The following is a 19,926-nucleotide window of genomic DNA, read 5'->3' as shown; positions in this document are numbered from 1 at the left end:
GAGGGGGAGATGGGGAGATGGGGAGATGGGGAGATGGGGGGATGGGGAGATGGGGAGATGGGGAGATGGGGAGATGGGGAGATGGGGAGATGGGGAGATTTTTATTAAGGGTAATTATCCCGACATGATATAAATATGTTCATTAAAATTCATTATGCAATCGACAAAGTAGATTTACAAAAAATAAGTAATCTCCTTTCCAAGCTGCGTCGAATTGTATAGCGTTGTTCATAGCTATGAGGTACACAGAATTTTTTAACTATTCCGAGATCCGCTGTTCCCTGCTCCCTACTCCCTATTCCCTACTCCCTATTCCCTACTCCCTATTCCCTACTCCCTATTCCCTATTCCCTATTCCCCATTTTGCAGAGTATTGACTACAATTTTCTAGGATGGCTTTGGCAGGTGTTTCAGCTTTGGACTTCGTCTACAAAGCAGCGAGTACACCTTGGCAGAATGTTGTGACCAGTTGCTCAACACCAGAAGGAGGTAGTGGTTTTAGGCCGAGAGTGGGATATTGTTACCAAAAATTCTGGGTTTAAAGCCCCGTCCTTCTAGGACGGCTTTTAGTTGACACTTATCTAGCGCCAGGGTATAATTAAAACATGAGTACAGGCTGAAAAACCGTAGGCTGAGCCGGGAGAGAGACCCGTAACTTATCGACCTAGAAGAAGTAATGCTCGGAGGGTAGGGAAAGTCCTCCTTAAAAACCCAATCATCAATTAACCGTTGGTGTGTGAACCCAGCAAAAATCACGCTTTAAGATAACACGGTACGGTGGGGCACACCGGAACCCGACGAAAAGGAAGAGAAACGGACTTTTTAAGGCACTTCCTATTAAGTAGTCAAACGCCTAAGGAGAATTGCCCGCTGGGTCTGTTGTGAGCTGACTAGAAACTTGGTCTTGACGGGTTTTTGGTTTAGATATTGTCTAATTTTTGGCGGAGTCAAAGATTGGAACACAACGGTTTAAGGTGACTCGTTGATCTAGGAATCCCCGCGCCTTTCGGGCTTTGCCCGACGCTACGCGAACAGGCCGGGGAGTGTCAATGGTCACGTATTTGACGAAGCCATGGGGCACTTGGGAAATCTTTGTTAGGTGCGCTTTCCCCATTAAGAATTAAATTCGCCACGGGTCGCACCTGTAGATAGCTCTGGTAAGGTTTCCCCTAGATAGTCTCGCTAAGTAAGCAGCATACATCATTCAAGGAGAAAACGATGACCATGTCTCGTGTAAAGACAATTTTAGCGACCATGTTACTCAGCATATTATTGCTGGTAACATCCTGCGCTCAAAAAGCCCCCTCTCGTTTTGACCAGGCACAACAGGCCAGCAGCCAGGCTAGAAGTGGTCAGGCTGTTGCCAAGAATGCAACTCAAGGGTCTCAATTCAACAAGTTTTTCCCACCATCAGGGGGCGGTTATCAACGAGTCTATACCCAGGAGAAAAAAGGCTTTGCTCAAGCCAAGTTGAAGAAAAATGGCACTGAGGTGGCAGTGCTCTCAATTTCTGATACCAGCAGCACTCCTACCACTGCTGCCAAATATCAGCAAAGTGGTCAAACCATTGCTGGTTATCCAGCCCGGGAAATTGGTTCAACTCAAACCGCTATTTTGGTCGGTAAGCGCTACCAGGTAAAGATCCAATCCCGAAATCCGTCGTTTACTGCTAGCGATCGCAAAGCCTGGTTAGCAAAATTTAACCTGAGTGGTCTTTCCCGACTTAAGTAAATAAATGCTACAAGGAAAAAGGTAAATGGGGAATAACCATCCTCAAGCACAAGAATCACAAAAATCACAAGTAAGTAGGTCATTAGTCATCAGTCATTAGTTATCAGTAACTACCATCAGTAGCTACGATCAGACTCGGTGTTGGTCACTCAGGACTAATAACCAAGGACTAATAACCAAAGACTAATGACTCGAAGGTATCAGATTGTAAAGGAGTCTGAGTGTGAGCAAACCAATTTATGAAATCGTTGATGATCTGCCAACGAAGAATATGACCATCTCGGCGCTGAAGTCTCTAGACTTTGTTGTGCCTGGAGAGTGGGAAAATTTAGTGGGATTTGAAAATACCATTCGTGGGATCACTGGTGAAGAAGACGAAGAGGTAATTCAGGAAATTGGCGATCGCGCCGTCTATCTGTTCAATGACCGCTCCCAGGGCTACCAACGAGCGCTGTGGATTTACCAAACCATTGATAGCACTGGTACGGCGTTGGGGGCAGCAGCTTTAGCGAACAAGGTTGGTGAAAAAATTCCCTTGTTGGGTTTCTTGAACAGCTTGACTCCGAAAGCTGACAAAGCCCAAACCATTGATCTGTCGATCAAAGTGGTAGGGGAATTGATCGGCTTTTGCCAAATTAATGGTCTGCCTGGAGATAGCATTGGTGACTTTGTGGCTGCCTTAGGTGACTATGGTGGCGCATCTATAATGCGTATGGCAGCGCTGGTTTGTTTTGATGGCCTGATTCCCCTTGGTCCTGACTTTATCATGGGAGTACAGTCAACTCTAGAGCGTCTAACTCCCAACGAGTTGGAAGACAGTGGGAGTTTCAAAGGGATCCAGGATGCGATTCCTGGGGATGATTCCCAGAGCAAGCTCAGCTTTATTGGTGAAAGCTTTGAATCGGTGAAAGGATGGATGAGTGATTTCGTTACTGACCGAGGTGTGACCCCAGAACAAATCGCTAATAACTTGCAAAGTTTTATTGAGTTTTCTGATGACAAGTTAGACTATCTGGCCGCTTTTCTGGATATGTCTACTAACTATTACGAACACACTGGCATTCAAAGTCTGGCGCGTAGCTTAATTGAACGCGCCGCAGCGGAAATCTAGCACCATTTACGCATTAGTAGACAATTACGTTGGTCAGACAGACGTTGGTAGGAAACTTCGTCTGTCAGCTGATTCATAAACATCAACCCTCTACCTCCTTCTTTTTCTAAAGGGTCATAGTCCTCTTGGTAGAGGGATTCCAGCTTGGATTGGAAATCAAAAGGCTGTCCATAGTCCCAAAGCCGCATTTCTAATCCATCAGTAAATAACTTTAGCTCCAGCTCTATTACTGTAGTTTTAGGTAAATGTCGATGAGCATGGCGTACTACATTAGTAAAGCCTTCCACCAAAGCAATTTGACACTGCTGCCAAAATTGCTGAGGCAGTAGGTCAGAAGTGAATTCCTCAAACCACTGTAATACATCTTTGACTTCACTCAAGTCTGTTTGGACCATTAGACGAGATTCTCGAAGCGGTTTGCCATTGCACATTAACCGACTGAGTTTCCAGGTTTTATTAATAAGCACCACTATTTTGTAAGATAAAAACAACAATGACTCTTCTGCAACACGGAGGTTACGATGATCATGTCGATGCAGATCGGTCTAGTGGGAACCACTATATTAGCCTAAATTGATCGAATTTGATGGTACTTTTAAAAATTATGGTGTTTACACGGTCTATGGCATTACACTTGGCGGCAGTTGTCGGGAACTTCGGACAAGGGAACTTCGGATCAGCGGACAAGAATTGAGAAAGACAGCATCAGAAAAATACTTTGGCAAGAGGTCTATTGTGATAGTTTCTTAAAAAATAGTTTTCGATTCTAAGGTAAGCTAGGCTGGCATCTGATCAATTGCCATCACCTTCGCCACTAGGGGCGAAGGTGATTGGTCCAAACTCATCTAACCATAAAACTACATTCCATCTTTACGAACCACCACCAGGATAGTTTTGAAGATCAGTCTGATATCATGGGCTAAGCTCCAGTGATGTTGGTATTTTAAGTCCATTTCAATGATATCCTCAAAACTACGGATTTTTGAGCGTCCATTCACCTGCCACTCACCAGTGATACCCGGTTTTACGTTTAAACGTTGCCACTCCGGCACTTCATAGATTTCTACTTCATTGAGTGTTGGTGGTCTTGTACCTACTAAACTCATCTCCCCTTTCAGAACATTCCAGAACTGAGGCAGTTCATCCAAGCTGGTTTTCCGTAAAAAATGGCCCACTCTGGTGATTCTGGGGTCATTCTCATTCTTAAAAACTTTGCCATCAGCTTGATTGTTAACTTTCTCTTTTAGCTGTTCAGCGTTAGCACACATGGAGCGAAATTTCCAGATCCGAAACCGCTTTCCCATCCAACCACAACGGATTTGACCAAAAAAAATCGGACCAGGGCTATCTAGCTTAATCGCAAGGGCAATGGGAATAAACAAAATAGCAGTAATTCCCAAACCCAAGATTGCACCCACAATATCGATTAATCGCTTCACCGGAGATCTAACGGAGGGATGGGTTGTTGGTAAGTGATTTACTGATTTGTTGGTGCTTAGTGTGGTAATATTCTCTGATGGTTCTATAGCTAACCTTTGGTCTAGTCCTGTTATGACCAATACAGACATGACTTGGGGAGTGACATTTTTAAGCAACGTTTTAACCCCTTGCTCTAGGGCACTTTTGTGATTACTCACTAATGCACCGATACCACTGCTATCGATAAAATTAGTCTGGTGAAAATCAAATATGATTGTTTCAGGCAGAGGTATTTTTTGGAGAAGCTGCTGGAATAGTTGCTTAAACTCCACAGCTTCTAGTACACTGACACGAGTGGGTAATTCCACCACGGGAGTATCTTGTGAGAACACTACCTGGAAATTGTTGCTATTGACTGAATCAACCATCATAGAAAAAAAACCGCTAGATTCTAACCTATAGTATTGACCATTATTTTGTCCTAGAACCCTACGATTCTGCAAAAATTTAGTCATATATCATGAAATCTTTTAAAATGTGAATATGCTCTGTGGAAATCAAGCAAGTGCCCGCCTGATCGAAGTTTTTTCTGCGATTCAAGGAGAAGGGCTAAATGTTGGCACTCGTCAGATCTTTATCCGGTTTGCCCTATGTGATCTAAGATGTCATTTCTGTGACAGTTTCCATACCTGGGCTGTCCCTCCTCAATGCCAGGTGGAACATACTCCCGGTAAGCGTGATTTTGAAACTTATCCAAATCCAGTCCCCTTGCGATCGCTACTGAAATGGGTTGACAGACAAAATAAACATCGATTGCACGATAGCATTAGCTTGACTGGGGGTGAACCTTTACTTCATACTCCTTTTCTGGTGGAATTTCTGCCTGAGCTACGACAGTTAACTGGATTGCCCATTTACCTAGAAACTGGCGGTCATCGTCCTCAAGAGATGGCAATGGTTTTGCCCTATTTGGACTCAGTGGGTATGGATATCAAGTTGCCCAGTGTGAGTGGAGAGAACAGATGGGCTGCTCACAAGGAATTTCTCAAGCTGTGCCACAATTCATCAGTGGAGGTATTTGTCAAGTTAATTATTGATTGCCACACTGACCCCACGGAGTTGGAACAATCTGCCGATTTGGTAGCAGCGGTTAGCCCGGAAATTCCAGTATTTCTGCAACCAGTGACTCCGGTGGAGGGGTCTGGGCAACCAATAGTTGCTCCTACTCCGGAGCAGGTTCTGGCTTGGCAGGCTTTAATGAAGCTTTTTCTTAAGCAGGTACGGGTGCTCCCTCAGACCCATAAAATGATCGGTCAGCTTTAGGGGTTTGTTGAAGGTTATTTGGTTAAAGGTTATTTGGTTAAAGGTTATTTGGTTAAAGGTTATTTGGTTTAAAATTCTTTGGTTGAAGGTTATTTGGTTTAAAATTCTTTGGTTGAAGGTTATTTGGTTGAAGGTTGTTCGCCTTTGGGGTTCCCTTTGGGTAGGTTGTTTGTCAGAATGCAGAATGTAGAATGAAGAATGCAGAATGTAGAATTCTAAATTCTTAATTCTTAATTCTTAATTCTAAAATGTTGTTCGCCTTTGGCGTTCCCTTTGGGTAGGTTATTTGGGTTGAAGGTTATTTGGTTGAAGGTGAACAAACAACAGTTAACCATCAACAGTTAACCATCAACCATCAACCATCAACCATCAACCAACAGTTAAGTCTTGCCTAGACATCACACTACATTGTTGTGCCTTCTCGCTTGGCTTGGGCTTGGGCTTTGGCTTTAGCAGCACTGCGTTTGAGAGCAGAGAGCCGGTCTTCGTATCTGCGCCGTAGACGACGACTAGGGGTAATTTCAATTAAGGTTTTCAAGGCACTGCCTAGACTCTTGTAGGCATTGGGTAGGGTATAGCCGAAGCGAGTGGCAAGTGCGATCGCTTTTTCGTCAGCTTCGATGGCATATTTGAGGTTTTTCTCCCCATTGTTTTTTTGATACAGTCGCCAACCTGAGACTCCGCATAGGGCTAAGGCCAACAGCAGCAGTAAGCCATCTTGTACCCACAGTTCCCCGACAGCACCCCCTAAACCAATGGCTAGGGCTGCCATTTCCCAGCCTTCTTTAGGAATTGTGTCATTTTGAATCCGGGCAACTTCATGCCAAAACAGGAGGTTACGCTGGTCAAGGGCGAGCTGCTCCCATTTAGTTAGGTCAATTTGAATTTCCACCTCGTCTGAACCCAGTTCTTCACAACGAACCAAGGGGGGATTGACTTCTGTGGACCCTTCCACCATCACCCAGCTTTGTAGCTCTGGTGGTAGTAACGTTTTTAGTCGTCGGAGTTCACTCATTTCTGCTCTAGCAGAAGAGGCTGCATAGGATGTCATTCATATCCTCCTAGAAAAAACTTTTTCAAATTGAGATGTGTTTGACCGGACACTATCTACCGATTCGATTTACCCAAGTTTAAGATGTTGTGTACTCGACGAGAGTGAACTTCGAGGAACCCAATCATCAGTAGTACGTCAAACTAATCCCGTCAGCCGTCAGCCGTCAGCCGTCAGGTTATTTTATTCAAAAGTACCGATCTAGTAGCGTGGCACAGGCTTCTAGCCTGTGACCCATTAGCTGATAGCTGATAGCTGATAGCTGATAGCTGATAGCTGATAGCTGATAGCTGATAGCTGATAGCTGATAGCTGATAGCTTACCTAATCCCTAAGGGTACTACTGGGCACTAAGCGCGATCGCATGGTCATGCTTTTGTGTATTTAAATTTATAGTAGCGTTTCAGGGCTAGCAGCTCAAAAACCCGATTAACCCATCATAAATTCTCCCCATTAGCCGATCACCCTATCTTCAGATTCCTATAAAATTTTAGCTACCCTGTATCAGTCAATTTCCGGAATATATTGCAGCTGATCTGGAATAATTTTCAGCAAATCCTCTAATCATCCTGATATTCGGATATGACCAAGCCTTCCCAAAATCCTCCCCCTGAACCAAAGGGAAATCAAAGCCGGAGTGCTGTAGCCACTGTACTGCAATGGGGAAAACGCCCCTCTACTATTACCTTTGCCATGATCTCCCTGACCATTGGTCTGGTGGGATATTTTGGGGTTAGGATGTGGCTATACCAAAACTTACCTGGCTGGATTGAAACTGAACTGAGTAAGGTTATCCAGCGAGATGTACGGGTTGGACAACTGAAAGCCCTATACCTGACTAGCCTAGAGTTGGGAGCATCCTCTATCCCAGCTACCACCACTGACCCTGACCATGTGGCTATCAAAAGGATCAAAGTAGGTTTTAATCCCTTGCCTTTGCTTCTAAAACGCCCTTTGCCTGTCACCATTAACTTGGTACATGTGGATGTGTATGCCCAACAAGAGGCGAATGGGGAATGGATTAATTTAAAAGACTTGAATTTCGATAATTCCTTCTCTCCTCCGATTGATTTTGATGCTAAGGTGCGGGTTTGGAATGGTAAAATTGCCCTTTTACCCTATGGTCAGACTAATCCATTCAAAGTAAGACTTGATGCTACTGCTGGCTTATCCGACAACAATAAGCGTCTCAGGTATAACATCACAACGGCTATTGCTGAGGGTAAGACCAAACTGAAGGGAAACACATGGCTGACAACTGGGCAAAGTCAAGCTAGGGTCAACGTCCAAAACTTGGCCTTGGCGGAGCTGATGCCATTAATCAAAGCGGTTATTCCCAATATCCCAGCTAATCTCCAATCTGGTGAATTAGATGCCAAACTGAATATTTCCCTGCCTTCGATCAAGGACATCCCCGATGTCAACGGTAAGGCTGACTTTAAAGGGATTCAGTTGCAAGTAAAGCCTTTGACCGCACCAGTGAAGGCTAACGCTAGACTGCTTTTCGAGGGAGACCGGGTGCGCTTGGAAAAAACTCAGGGGAGTTATGGCGCACTTGAGGCGTTGGTATCTGGTGAAGTTGGTTGGAAAAAAGGGTTTGACCTGAATGTTGAGCTCACGCCCTTTAGCTTGGCGAAACTGCTGAAAACTGTTCCGGTGAAATCCCCAGTGCCAGTAGATGGGGAAATGGCAGCAGACTTATCGATTACCGGTCCGATTGACATGCCAGAGGTGACTGGCAAACTAAGGAATACTAAAGTGACCACTATCGACAAGGTTAAGTTGGCTCAGATTCAGGCTGACTTCGCTGGGAATTTTTCCCAAGTGGTCTTGACGGATTTCTTAGTAAGACCTGAGGCCGGTGGGAAAATTACTGGGCGTGGTCAAGTAAGACTGGCTAGTGACCAGCAAGGGGAAACTAAACCTCAGGGAATGCCCCTAGCGTTCGATTTTATCGCTGCCCTTCCGGTGGATGCGATTGCATCTCCCTATAAGCTGCCATCTCAGATTACCCTGGGCAAGCTTAACGCCCAAGCTACCATTAGAGGAAACACTCAAAACCCCCAAGGGAGTCTAATTTGGGAAGCACCAGCCCTATCCACTTCATCTTCAAAGGATATCGGGGTTTCTGGTGCTGGAGAACTCCTGTTGCTCAATCAGAATATTTTGCTGCGTAACACCCAGGTCAAGGTCGGTAAAGGGACAATTACTGCCACGGGTACAGGAAACCTTAAAACCAGTAAGTGGGAAGCTACTGTAGTGGCTAACGCTGTGCCTCTAGACCCCTTCTTACCCCTGTCGGGACAGTTGACCCAAGGAAAAATCAACCTCTCTGGTAGTCTCAAATCCTTTTCTCCTAAATCTATTGAGGCAACCGGAGATATGCAGGTGGGGGTAGAAGGGGGTAAGGTTAAGGCTACAGGTCAGGTAAATCGAGGCATGGTGGAATTGGAGGCCAGAGCCTCTAAAATTCAACTGAATAAGGTAGTGCCCAAGTTGGGTTTACCGATTGGTTTAGATTCTGGCAAAATCAACCTTTCTGGTTCCCTGGAGTCTCTGCTCTCCTCTAGCTCAACTCCCAACCTCAATAGCCTGATGAATACTATCGATGGCAATTTTAATGGGTTGCTCGGGGTGGGTGGGGGTAAGGTGAATGCGACAGGTCAGTTAAATTCAGGGAATCTGGATGTTAATGCATTAGCTGGTCAAATTAAGCTCAATCCCCTAGTTCCCACCTTGGCTATACCAGTAGCGTTACAGTCAGGTCAACTTAATCTTTCCGTAACCCTGGCATCTCTGCTAGCCTCTGTCTTGAATCAGGACTTCAACAGCCTCAATACTATTAAGGCCAATTTTCAGGGAAACTTAGGGGTGGCTGATGGTCAAGTTAAGGCGAAAGGCCAGTTAAATTCAGGAAATCTAGATGTCAATGCATTAGCTGGTCAAATTAAGCTCAATCCCTTAGTTCCTAATTTGACCATACCAGTAGCGCTACAGTCAGGTCAGCTTAATCTTTCCGGAAGCCTGGCATCTCTGCTCGCTTCTGGCTTGAATCAGGACTTCAACAGCCTCAATACTATTAAGGCCAATTTTCAGGGAAACTTAGGGGTGGCTGATGGTCAAGTTAAGGCGAAAGGCCAGTTAAATTCAGGAAATCTAGATGTTAATGCATTAGCTGGTCAAATTAACTTGAGTAATAGTATTCCTAATCTAACTCTACCGATAGCTCTCAAGTCAGGTAACGCTAAGCTTTCTAGTTCTTTAGAGTCTCTACTGGCTTTCGGCTCGTCATTTAACCTCGACCTACTCAAGCCAATTCAGGCTAGCTTTGATGGAAACCTAGGTGTAGGTGGTGGTGACGTTAATGCTATCGGTCAGTTAAGCTCTGGGGTGCTGACTGCGGATGCGATCGCAAACAGCCTGGATGTAGGGGAAATCGCATCCCAAATGGCGTTGGCTAACTTTCCAAGCTCTATCGACACCCAAATCGGGGGGAAAGTTAAGTTAAAGAGCCGACTTAACACCCTAGACCCCCCAACTATACTGAATCAGACTGACCTACAAGCAGACCTTAACGGAGTAATAGCCCAAGGGAAACTTAACCTAAATAGCACCCTCAGCAACGGTCTATGGCAAGCTGCCATCAATACTACTAATCTTGATTCCTCCTTACTGGTTAGTCAGTTATTACCGCAGCTGGGTAACCAAAAACTAGAGCTAGGACCGCTGAACAGTCAACTGAATTTATCCGGAAACCTCAATCCCTTGCTCAATCCTGGTGCTATTGCTACCATCAAAGCAAATACTTTATCGCTACAGTTGCCAAAACAATCCTTTAATGCTAAAGGAGTAATCCTACTGTCCCATCTCACCAAAACTAATCCTAGTCAGATGCCATGGGAGATGGGCACTGATCTAAACCTAGAGGTTGATTCTGATCTCAGTAGATTACCCTATAACCTGCTATTGAGTCGGTTACCTTTGGAGCAAATTTCCCCAGGGTATCAAATTCAGGTCAACGGTCAAGCTGACTTGAACGGTCGCATCCAAGGAAAAAATTTACTCTCAGCCCCCTTTCTACCTGGGAATTTGAATCTGACGGGGAATCTACAGCTATCGAATTTGAAGGTTAACGACTTAACCTTTGAGCCAGTGTTAGCTGGGCCAGTAACCGTTGCGCCAGGACAAGAATTAGCCATAGATTTACGAGGAAAGAAAGATGCGATCGCAACTCGCCTCCAACCCTGTACTAGAGAAGACTGTCTTGCTCCCTACCTGCCCGCATCCTTTACACTCCAACAGGGAAAAGGGTCAAAATTCCCGATTCTGATCACAGGAGTACGCCGGGGAGATAACTTAAGGGCTCAGATCAAGAATTTATCCCTAGCTATCCTTAATCTCACTCCTGGTTTAAACTATGGTATTCCCGGTAGATTAGAAGGTGACGTAACAGGGCAAGCAAACCTGAATCTTTTCACCCTAGAAACTTCTGGTCGTAATACTATCGACATTAAGCAACTTGCTGTAGGAGAAATCAACGCTAAACAAGTTAGTGCTAACTTCTCCTATCAAGATGACATTGCCCAGATCGCATCAGCTGCTTTAATCTTGGGTAACAGTCGATATTTATTCAAAAATGGTCGATTTAATCTCAAGTCTCAAGAAATAAACGGCAAGCTTACTATTCCAGAAGCCTATATTGAAGACATCCTGACTATTGTCAAACGTGTTGATATTATCGACATCGTCCAAAGATTCCAAACTACTAATTCCTCTACTACTAATTCCTCTAGTGATAACATTGGCAACAATAAATCTGGCAAAGCTGACCAATTACGACCATTCCCTACTATACCAGCAGGCTCCCTAGCTACTCTCCTACAACGGTTTGCTAAAATTAATGCCCAAGACGACGCTGTCGCTAACCAATTCGATCCTAATACACTCCTCACTAATTTTGATATTCGAGGTAAGTATACTGGGGAAATTGCTGTTGCTGGTATCTTGACTAATCCTAAAGTCAATTTTAATGTCGAGGGCAACAACTGGCAGTGGTATGCTAATTCCCCCAATCAAGTTATTGTGATCAACCAATTGGTTGCTAAAGGAAGTTACGACCAAGGTCTAATTACTGTGCAGCCAGCCCGAATGGAATTGGGCGAAACAGTCTTAGCATTTCAAGGAAAGCTTGCCCAAGAAACCAACTCAGGAGACTTCCTCCTCCAGAATTTATCTCTAGAGACCGTTAGCAACTTAGCAAGCAATTTTGTCACTATTCCCTTTGAGATTGCAGGTAACTTAAATGCCAAAGGCGAGCTGGGGGGTAGTCTCACCAATCCCGAAGTTACCAATGGCCAAGTCGCTGTTGTAGATGGCACTGTCAATGATACCTCTCTAGATGATATTGAGGTGACTTTCGACTATGTTGATTCTCGTCTTGACTTTGATACCAACAAACCAGATTATCTACAACTGTCTGGTAACGTCCCCTTTCCCCCCAAACCCAATAGCGATCGCATAGATATCAACCTCAAGCTGGCAACTCCAGCCATGGCACTCCTTAGTGTAGTGACTCAAGAACAAGTGGCATGGGTGAATGGAGAGGATAGAACAGCTGATATAGAACTGGATGTTAGTGGACGTTTGGAGTTAGCAGATAGTATCAAAATTAAAGACTTATCAGGAACATCTGAGGTTAATATCCAGAATGGTACTATCAAAACCAAGCTCCTGGAGGATGACTTTACTCTCAATGTTGTAGGCAAGGTTAAGTTAGATCAGCAACGCTTGGAAGTAGTAAACTATCCAGATAAAGAAGGTCAAAAAACTCTCGAAGGTGACCTAGCAGGGATTGGATTCTCCCTGTCTGGGAAATTGCCGATAGTGTCAAATAGGATAGCGTCGAATACAACAAATTACTCCAATCCCCTAACCCTGAAAATTCCTAAAGATAACCTAAAGTTAGCAGGGCTATATGAAGGGGGAGTAGCCGGTAATGTCGTGATTACTGGTTCAGCATTGCGTCCAGTTATTGGAGGAAACATTAACTTAGACAATGGGCAAGCTTTTATCCCCAAAATACAGGAAACCAAAACCCAAACAAGTGACGAAAAAACTGTTAAGAATAGGTCTAATCAGACTCCCTCATTAGTACGTAGTAGAATCAATAATCTGTTTGTGCCTAGGTTAAATAACTTTCAGGTAAATTTGGTAAATGAGTTAAGAGTCCAACAGTTTCCCCTATATGATTTTCGACTAGCTGGTGATTTAACCCTCAACGGTCCTATCAATGGCAATCTCCAAAACTTAAAAGGATTGGGAACAATTAAGCTAGGACGTGGGGAAGTTGATGTATTAGAAACCGAATTTGTTGCAGACAGGCGGTACAATAACACCATTGTATTTGTACCAGAACAGGGATTACTCAATCCCAATTTAGATCTTAAGTTTAACACCATAGCGTTTGAGCCTTCTGGTGCCTTACGTCAAAGACGGATTGATAACGAAATCCTTGAAAATGTCTTGCGTTCTTCTCGACCCGACCAAGTGAAGATAACCCTCGCCATCAAAGGTCAAACTAGTCAAATCCTTGCCCTAGGAGGAGAGAAAGATTATTGTGCTGATCAACAAATTGTTACTAGTGGACAAGATAGTGGACTAGCTAAACTTGGTTCAAAAACAACCATCTTGTCTCGGCAACAATTCCAACAGCTTGCTGAATGTGTTTATGGCGAAGCTATAGCTAATAGTGAAGACAAGGCGTTTCTATTTTCTCCCATTGTCACCTTAACCAGTACTCCTCCCCGGAGTGAAAGTGGAATTATCGCTCTGCTCGGTAACAGTTTTATTACCCAATTTGAAACTATCGCTAACAGCAACGAACGAGAAATAGCTGAGTTAGTGATTACTCAGTATGTTCTTCGACCAATTATCAAAGATATTTTATTTACTGTTGAAGAAAAAGTCAGTAATGTCGGGAGATCCATCGGTTTAGCTGATTTACAGGTTTACCCAACCTTCGATGCCGTTTATGATTTGGGCGAAACTTCCTCAGTTGAATTGAGTTACGACTACGTGTTTAATGAGGTACAAGTTAGATATAAATTGCAATTTTGATTAGCTAAGGGAGTAGGGAGTAGGGAGTAGGGAGTAGGGAGTAGGGAGTCGAAAGATATCTTAACCTTTCCTTCGACTACTATAACAATCAATTTCAGTACTGAAATAGTCAACTATTATCACTGTTCCCTGTTCCCGATTCCCAATTCCCGATTCCCGATTTCCGATTCCCGATTCCCGATTCCCTTTCCTATAACTATTTTTTCAAAATACTACAGATAAGTTCCCCTGGACCATTGTGTTGAAATAGTACAACAGTTCTGTCTTTCTTAACTCTAATACGATTGCGACAATTATATATTTCTATAGGAGTAGCAACGCCATTGACACTAACTGATGCTCGATATTCCCATAGATACTTAGCACTCCGCTTGATGCTAAGGATACAAATCCGGTTGTTATTCTTAGTGCGGCAGTAGGAGAAAGCAACAGCGGGAGGAGCAAAGGCAAAGGATAATGTTAGCAACAGCAATAAAGTAGTGATGTATTTTCTCATTTTTGAAAGTTGTTATCGGAGGGAGTAGGGAGTAGGGAACAGGGAACAGGGAGTAGGGAATCGGGAACAGGGAACAGGGAACAGGGAATAGGGAATAGGGGAAGTGTGGGGAGATGGGGAGATGGGGAGATGGGGAGTAGGGAGTAGGGGAGATGGGGAGAATTTTATTAAGTAGATGTAGGGTGGGCAGTGCAACAGACAGATTGATGTGCTTGCCATCGGGTTGCTAGGCACTGCCCACCAAGGATTAATCACAATAGAACACTTGTTGATCACCTCAAGAGGTCTTGTGTTGATCAGCTGAGCCTGTTAATAACCTACAACATCATAACCTTAAACCTACCCTACTCGAACGCCAAAGGCGAACAACCATCTAACCTTCAAGCAAATAACCTTCAACTTACTAACCTTCAACCATCTAACCTTCAACTTACTAACCTTCAACTTACTAACCTTCAACTTACTAACCTTCAACTTACTAACCTTCAACTTACTAACCCCAAAAAAAGTAGCCGCAGAACTATGTTCCACGGCTAGGAATTGTTACTTATGTCTCAACTTTGTAAACCCATCCGGACGTGATCCGATGTGATTGGCCTTTGGCCAGGGGGGGAAACCCCCCCAAAATTTAAGCCCTTAACCCAGCATTAAGTACTTCGTCATTACCGTGATGAATTCGCCAGGAATGTCAGTCGGTTGAAGGGGGCTCCACTCGTCAATTTGGGCGTAACCCCGTGCATAAAGAGTATAGATGGTGTTGTTTATTGCCTGGCGGTAGCCTTTCAAAATGTGCTTAATCGGGTATTTTTTTTGGGAATGTTCCTGAGGATAATTACTAGGAGTAATCTCATCAGGATTGTTTTCTGGGTTAGGGCGGAAGTTGTCGGACATAGTTAACAATTAGTTGTAAACTTTATAACTATAATTATAACTATTATTAATTATAGTGTCAAGGGTTTTTAGATTGTTTTCGGAGGAGGTATTGAAATAAAATGTACGTTTATGTAATAAAAAAAACAAAAAAACAGGTAACAGGTAACAGTACAAATAGGAAAGATTAGTTAGCGAACGCGTAGCGTGACCTATGGTCAATCGCGTTTTTTTGGAGTATTTTTATCGATAGCAACGGAAATATTAAATCGATAAAGTAATAAATTGTGATAATTTTTGCTCCCGACTCCCGACTCCCGATTCCCGATTCCCGATTCCCGACTCCCGACTCCCTTTATTTTTTTGTTAGACTAAATCGAGATTGGGTTTCAGGCATCTACTAGTTAATGCTATATAATTAACTGGAGGCTAATCGTTGAGTAATTTAACGGGCTTGATTGAAATCTCAAGCCATCAGGACTTATTGCCGAGTGCAGACGTGGTGTTTGTTCACGGGCTAGGAGGGGATGCTTTAAGCACGTGGCATTTGGTAAAACTCAAAGATGATGCACATGATCATGAGACTGTTATATGAAACCTGTTCTACATCAAGGAAAACTGATAACCTGGAAAGACGATAGAGGCTTTGGTTTCATCAAACCCAATGATGGTGGTAAAGACGTTTTCTTACATATCAGTGCTTTGAAAGGAGCAAGTCGTCGCCCAAAGGTTGGAGATAGGATTTTATACGAGCAAGTTGCTGAACCCGATGGCAAAATACGCGCTGCCAGAGCCTCCATTCAAGGTGTTGCACCTCGACCTTTGCCAACTAAAAGAAAACCAAGGAAAAGAAGTTTACTCGAAACCGTTCTTGGTCTCGTAATTTTAGCTGCTATGGCACTGTTTACAATCGAGTTCAGTCCTAGTCGTTCTCCCTCACCAATCACATCTATTACGAAGCCAGGATGTATGATAAAAGGCAATATTTCCGTTAAAACAGGCAAAAAGTTGTATCATCTTCCAGCCATGGAAGATTATGAATCGACAGTTATCGATCCATCCAAGGGAGAAAGGTGGTTTTGCACGGAGTCAGAAGCGATCGCAAATGGTTGGCGTAGAGCACCAAGGTAACCACAGCCCCCCAAGACTTCGTAAAATAGAGATACCTTAAGAAAGCGATGGATATGGCTCCAGTTTCTAATAGCAAAACAGCTATAGTAATACGCACAGAATGGGGATTAACCATTGCCGGAACACGCATCACCCTCTACGATGTCATGGATTATGTCACAGCTCAGTATCCACCCAAGTTAATTGGGGATGTTCTTAACCTCACTAAAGAACAAGTAAGCGCTGCACTATCATACATTGAAGACAATCGTAGCCAAGTCGAAGCAGAGTATGAAACTATCTTGCAGGAGGAACAGGAAAACCGACAGTATTGGGAAGAGCGGAATCGAGAACACTTTGCTCGCATTGCAACAATGCCCCCTAAACCCGGTCGAGAAGCGTTGTGGGCAAAACTCCAGGAACAGAAAGCAAGACACGCAGAGAAAGCATGATTTTCTTGATTAGACTTCGCGGCAGTTGTCGGGAACAGGGAACAGGGAAAAGTGGACAATAATTGACGTAAACACTATCATAAAAATACTTTTGCAAGAGGTCTAATCAATAGCAGTAGAGTGGGCAGGATGCCCGCTGCGCGAATCAATAGCAGTAGAGTGGGCAGGATGCCCGCCCGGAAATGAAACAGGCAAGATGCCCATGCCACCAACATGCCCATTCCACCCTATGGTCCGTAGTCAGCATTGCGCCTTACCAGAATTTCATGGAAAATCTAGCTGTAACATCTCGATAGCGGTTGATCAAATAGAATCAAAGAAATGACCATCAGGAAAATTAATAAATTTATTTGTGCTATTTTAGCAGCAGCTTTATGCTTCAGTTTAATCGCCTGTGGAGCACAGACCCCAAATGGGAGTCAATCCACAGCAGGTAAAGGAGTAAAGGTCCGTTCTGCATCCTCCGTTTCCACCTATGCCTTATTTGTTTCCGAAATCATCAATATTGGATTGGAAAAAGTTGGTTATAAACCTGCAGCAATAAAACAACTTAGTATTCCCCTGGCACACATTTCTGTCAGCAATGGAGACGTGGATTTCTACAGTGTTCATTGGCAAAATATACACAAAAAATTCTTTTTACAAAACGGTGGTGACCAAAAATTAGAAAAGGTGGGGGTAATTATTGCTGATGGTTTGCAAAGCTATCAGATAGATAAAAAAACTGCTGAACAATACAAAATCAATAATTTGGAACAACTAAAAGACCCCAAGATTGCCAAACTTTTTGACTCTGATGGAGATGGCAAAGCTAACTTAACTGGTTGTAATCCAGGTTGGGGGTGTGAGTTGGTAATTGAACATCAGCTCGATGCTTACAAGTTGCGCGATATCGTTGAACATGACCAAGGCAACTATGATGTTCTCTTGGCCGCCACATTGGGTCGCTATAAACAAGGACAACCGATTTTATTTTATAGCTATAGTCCCCACTGGTCAGTGACAGTATTAAAGCCAGGAGAAGATACCATTAGATTAGAGGTTCCTTTTCTTTCACTACCTAAAGAACAGGAAAATATAACAGAAAAAGATACTACTGTTGACGGAAAAAATGTCGGTTTTGCTGTCGATCAAGTTCGGGTGATGGCAAACAAGAAATTTTTAGCAGCTAATCCAGCTGCCAAACGCCTGTTTGAGTTGATTACGGTTCCGATTGAGGATGTGAATGCTCAACAAAAACTGGTACAAGATGGTGAAAGTAGCCCAAAAGATATTCGCCGCCATGCCGAAGAATGGGTGAATAAAAACCAGGAACTCTTTGATAGTTGGGTAGAATCAGCAAAAAAGGCAGCCACGAATTAAAACTATCCTCAAAACACCGCTATATAGCGTTTATGATAGCTATCAGGTACACAAGATTTTTTCCCGATTCCCGATTCCCGATTCCCGATTCCCGATTCCCGATTCCCTACTCCCTACTCCCTACTCCCTACTCCCTACTCCCTACTCCCTACTCCCTACTCCCTACTCCCTAATTCATCAGTACCAAATTATCCCGATGAACCACAGTTTCTGCCCCCTTGTAACCCAAAATAGTTAGGATTTGTTCGGATTTATGACCTCGAATCTTATGTAATTCATTACTGTTGTAATTCACCAATCCCCTAGCAATTTCATTACCATTGCTATCACATAGCTCTACCGCATCTGAGGAGCGAAAATCACCTTCTATGGCAGTGATACCAGCTGCTAAGAGAGATTTGCCCCCATCATAAACTGCCTTGAGCGCTCCATGATCAAGATAAAGTTTCCCGGCTGGCACTAAACTGTAAGCAATCCAGTGTTTGCGGGCTTTATTGGTTTGAGTTTGGGGGGCAAACTGGGTGCCCAGGGATTCTCCCTGTAAAATTCTTTCAATGTTATCCGGACATCGTCCTTCAGTGATTACAGTTCTAACCCCAGCATTAGTAGCAATTCGGGCAGCAGCAACTTTGGTTACCATCCCACCAGTGCCCCAACCAGAGCCTGAGTCATCAGCTTGTACCTCTAGTTCAGTTAACTCCTCAATGCTATTGACTGAAATAATCGGTTCAGCATCCGGTACCTTACGGGGGTCTGCTGAGTAAAGTCTATCCACATCAGTTAGTAAAAACAACCAATCCGATTCAATCAAACTAGCTACTAAGGCGCTAAGGGTGTCGTTATCGCCAAATTTCAGTTCATCTACGGCTACAGTATCATTTTCATTCACCACTGGAATCACCCCCAGCTGGAGTAGTTCCCGAAAGGTAGCATAGGCATTAACATAGCAACTACGCTGTACAAAATCTCGGCGGCTGAGGAGAATCTGAGCAATGGGTTGGTTGAGGTTGTTAAATAAGTCATCATATATCCGCATCAGCCGTCCTTGACCAACCGCTGCGATCGCTTGTTTGAGAGGGAGTGTATTAGGTCGTGATGTTAACCCCAGTCGCCCACAGCCAATCCCCACAGCGCCAGAGGTAACCAGTACCACTTGATGACCTTCAGAACGCAGCCGAGTCAGGGTTTCCACTAGGGCAGCAATGGTAGATAGGGCCAACTGACCTGTTGCTGGTTGAGTTAAACTAGATGTGCCGACTTTGACAACTATCTTTTGATTGGTCATTGGTGATTAATCTGGTTTCTGTTGATCATACCTCCGAGGGGGAATCTATGTCAGGTGTAGTTTTCCTCTGGTACCACTGCCAAGTATGTGATCAAAATCACATACTTTGGTTGTGTAACCTACAACACATTCAGGTAAATATTGCTACGCTTTTGGGAATCATAGGAATAAGAAGTACTTGCTAGCAGCATTGATGAACTATACTGGTAAACTTGAGCTACTTTGTATAACGGATACACCCTACCACAACAGGGTAATTCAGTCATCTAATCACCTCTAACCAGTAACAATCCAGGTGAAATCCTTCGTGATTATTAGTCTGACGCTTGTGCTAAGGCCTCCTGTGCAATGTGCTTGAATTCTAGCTATCAAAGCTAAGGGTAAATAGGAATTGGGCCAAGGGTACTTGACTATTCTAGCTTTACCTTTTCCCCTTCCTGGATTACCATACACTGACATCCTCTTAGTCAGCCGTCACTGATGAACTAACTGCAAAAGCCTGCAAGGAAAAATTATGTCTAATACCCACAACTTATTCACTATTCGTTTTTGGGGCGTCAGAGGTAGTATTGCCTGTCCAGGACCAGAAACAGTTCGGTAT

20 protein-coding genes are annotated in these 19,926 nt (G+C 43.8%); 10 read left to right on the top strand and 10 right to left on the bottom strand.

Translation table 11 applies throughout. The annotated features are described in order from the left end of the window. Window positions 1–236: 236 nt before the first annotated feature. Window positions 237–377 (top strand): hypothetical protein, encoded by a 141-nt coding sequence (locus F6K49_RS25270; protein WP_293101092.1) that lies wholly within the window; start codon window positions 237–239, stop codon window positions 375–377. Between the two features lie 554 nt (window positions 378–931). Here the strand turns inward: F6K49_RS25270 and F6K49_RS25265 are convergent. Then, on the bottom strand, window positions 932–1,114 hold the full coding sequence (locus F6K49_RS25265; RefSeq protein ID WP_293025911.1) for a hypothetical protein: 183 nt from the start codon (window positions 1,112–1,114) through the stop codon (window positions 932–934). Between the two features lie 104 nt (window positions 1,115–1,218). On the opposite strand from F6K49_RS25265, the gene F6K49_RS25260 reads away from it, so the two are divergent. Both F6K49_RS25260 and F6K49_RS25255 read left to right on the top strand, forming a co-directional pair. Beyond that, on the top strand, window positions 1,219–1,731 hold the full coding sequence (locus tag F6K49_RS25260) for a hypothetical protein (RefSeq protein WP_293025910.1): 513 nt from the start codon (window positions 1,219–1,221) through the stop codon (window positions 1,729–1,731). A 223-nt stretch (window positions 1,732–1,954) separates the two neighbouring features. Then, window positions 1,955–2,842 (top strand): hypothetical protein, encoded by an 888-nt coding sequence (locus tag F6K49_RS25255; RefSeq protein ID WP_293025908.1) that lies wholly within the window; start codon window positions 1,955–1,957, stop codon window positions 2,840–2,842. On the opposite strand, the gene F6K49_RS25250 is transcribed toward F6K49_RS25255, so the two are convergent. Beyond that, window positions 2,839–3,309, bottom strand: coding sequence for an ATP-binding protein (locus F6K49_RS25250; RefSeq protein ID WP_365940245.1), 471 nt, complete (start codon window positions 3,307–3,309; stop codon window positions 2,839–2,841). The two genes, F6K49_RS25255 and F6K49_RS25250, sit on opposite strands and share 4 nt — an antisense overlap. A gap of 106 nt (window positions 3,310–3,415) precedes the next feature. Here F6K49_RS25250 and F6K49_RS25245 point away from each other — a divergent pair, with 106 nt between their 5' ends. Next, window positions 3,416–3,592, top strand: coding sequence for a hypothetical protein (locus F6K49_RS25245; RefSeq protein ID WP_293101089.1), 177 nt, complete (start codon window positions 3,416–3,418; stop codon window positions 3,590–3,592). A gap of 107 nt (window positions 3,593–3,699) precedes the next feature. Here the strand turns inward: F6K49_RS25245 and F6K49_RS25240 are convergent, their stop codons facing one another. Further along, window positions 3,700–4,689, bottom strand: coding sequence for a sugar transferase (locus F6K49_RS25240; protein ID WP_293025914.1), 990 nt, complete (start codon window positions 4,687–4,689; stop codon window positions 3,700–3,702). A gap of 115 nt (window positions 4,690–4,804) precedes the next feature. Here F6K49_RS25240 and F6K49_RS25235 point away from each other — a divergent pair, with 115 nt between their 5' ends. After that, window positions 4,805–5,584, top strand: a complete 780-nt coding sequence (locus F6K49_RS25235; protein WP_293101086.1) for a 7-carboxy-7-deazaguanine synthase QueE — start codon at window positions 4,805–4,807, stop codon at window positions 5,582–5,584. A 403-nt stretch (window positions 5,585–5,987) separates the two neighbouring features. On the opposite strand, the gene F6K49_RS25230 is transcribed toward F6K49_RS25235, so the two are convergent. Next, complete coding sequence (locus F6K49_RS25230) at window positions 5,988–6,635, bottom strand: DUF3318 domain-containing protein (protein ID WP_293025904.1); 648 nt, start codon at window positions 6,633–6,635, stop codon at window positions 5,988–5,990. A gap of 581 nt (window positions 6,636–7,216) precedes the next feature. On the opposite strand from F6K49_RS25230, the gene F6K49_RS25225 reads away from it, so the two are divergent. Then, window positions 7,217–13,750 (top strand): translocation/assembly module TamB domain-containing protein, encoded by a 6,534-nt coding sequence (locus F6K49_RS25225; protein ID WP_293101083.1) that lies wholly within the window; start codon window positions 7,217–7,219, stop codon window positions 13,748–13,750. Here F6K49_RS25225 and F6K49_RS25220 read toward each other — a convergent pair. From F6K49_RS25220 to F6K49_RS25200, 5 genes are all read right to left on the bottom strand, one after another. After that, entirely contained in the window at window positions 13,705–13,863 is a 159-nt protein-coding gene (locus F6K49_RS25220) for a hypothetical protein (protein WP_293025900.1), read from the bottom strand. The two genes, F6K49_RS25225 and F6K49_RS25220, sit on opposite strands and share 46 nt — an antisense overlap. Window positions 13,864–13,946: 83 nt before the next feature. Further along, window positions 13,947–14,246, bottom strand: a complete 300-nt coding sequence (locus F6K49_RS25215; RefSeq protein ID WP_293025898.1) for a hypothetical protein — start codon at window positions 14,244–14,246, stop codon at window positions 13,947–13,949. 12 nt (window positions 14,247–14,258) lie between these two features. Next, window positions 14,259–14,522, bottom strand: coding sequence for a hypothetical protein (locus F6K49_RS25210; protein WP_293039561.1), 264 nt, complete (start codon window positions 14,520–14,522; stop codon window positions 14,259–14,261). A gap of 63 nt (window positions 14,523–14,585) precedes the next feature. Next, window positions 14,586–14,777: a hypothetical protein gene (locus tag F6K49_RS25205; RefSeq protein ID WP_293101080.1), complete on the bottom strand. Its 192-nt coding sequence runs from the start codon at window positions 14,775–14,777 to the stop codon at window positions 14,586–14,588. A 105-nt stretch (window positions 14,778–14,882) separates the two neighbouring features. After that, window positions 14,883–15,137: a hypothetical protein gene (locus tag F6K49_RS25200; RefSeq protein ID WP_293101077.1), complete on the bottom strand. Its 255-nt coding sequence runs from the start codon at window positions 15,135–15,137 to the stop codon at window positions 14,883–14,885. Between the two features lie 570 nt (window positions 15,138–15,707). On the opposite strand from F6K49_RS25200, the gene F6K49_RS25195 reads away from it, so the two are divergent. The 4 genes from F6K49_RS25195 (at window position 15,708) to F6K49_RS25180 (ending at window position 18,213) form a co-directional block, all read left to right on the top strand. Then, complete coding sequence (locus F6K49_RS25195) at window positions 15,708–16,247, top strand: cold shock domain-containing protein (RefSeq protein ID WP_293039563.1); 540 nt, start codon at window positions 15,708–15,710, stop codon at window positions 16,245–16,247. A 47-nt stretch (window positions 16,248–16,294) separates the two neighbouring features. Beyond that, complete coding sequence (locus F6K49_RS25190) at window positions 16,295–16,678, top strand: DUF433 domain-containing protein (protein WP_366514226.1); 384 nt, start codon at window positions 16,295–16,297, stop codon at window positions 16,676–16,678. A 321-nt stretch (window positions 16,679–16,999) separates the two neighbouring features. After that, the gene (proX, locus tag F6K49_RS25185; RefSeq protein WP_293101072.1) at window positions 17,000–18,040 is read left to right on the top strand and encodes a glycine betaine/L-proline ABC transporter substrate-binding protein ProX; all 1,041 of its coding nucleotides are present in this window, start codon (window positions 17,000–17,002) and stop codon (window positions 18,038–18,040) included. Window positions 18,041–18,072: 32 nt separating this feature from the next. Then, entirely contained in the window at window positions 18,073–18,213 is a 141-nt protein-coding gene (locus tag F6K49_RS25180) for a hypothetical protein (protein ID WP_293101069.1), read from the top strand. Here the strand turns inward: F6K49_RS25180 and proB are convergent. Further along, entirely contained in the window at window positions 18,210–19,325 is a 1,116-nt protein-coding gene (proB, locus tag F6K49_RS25175) for a glutamate 5-kinase (protein WP_293039570.1), read from the bottom strand. The two genes, F6K49_RS25180 and proB, sit on opposite strands and share 4 nt — an antisense overlap. Window positions 19,326–19,926 lie beyond the last annotated feature (601 nt).

It is taken from the genome of Moorena sp. SIO3I6 (assembly GCF_010672095.1).
The sequence above is the reverse complement of the archived record's forward strand: the minus strand, read 5'-3'. Positions and strand labels throughout refer to the sequence as shown.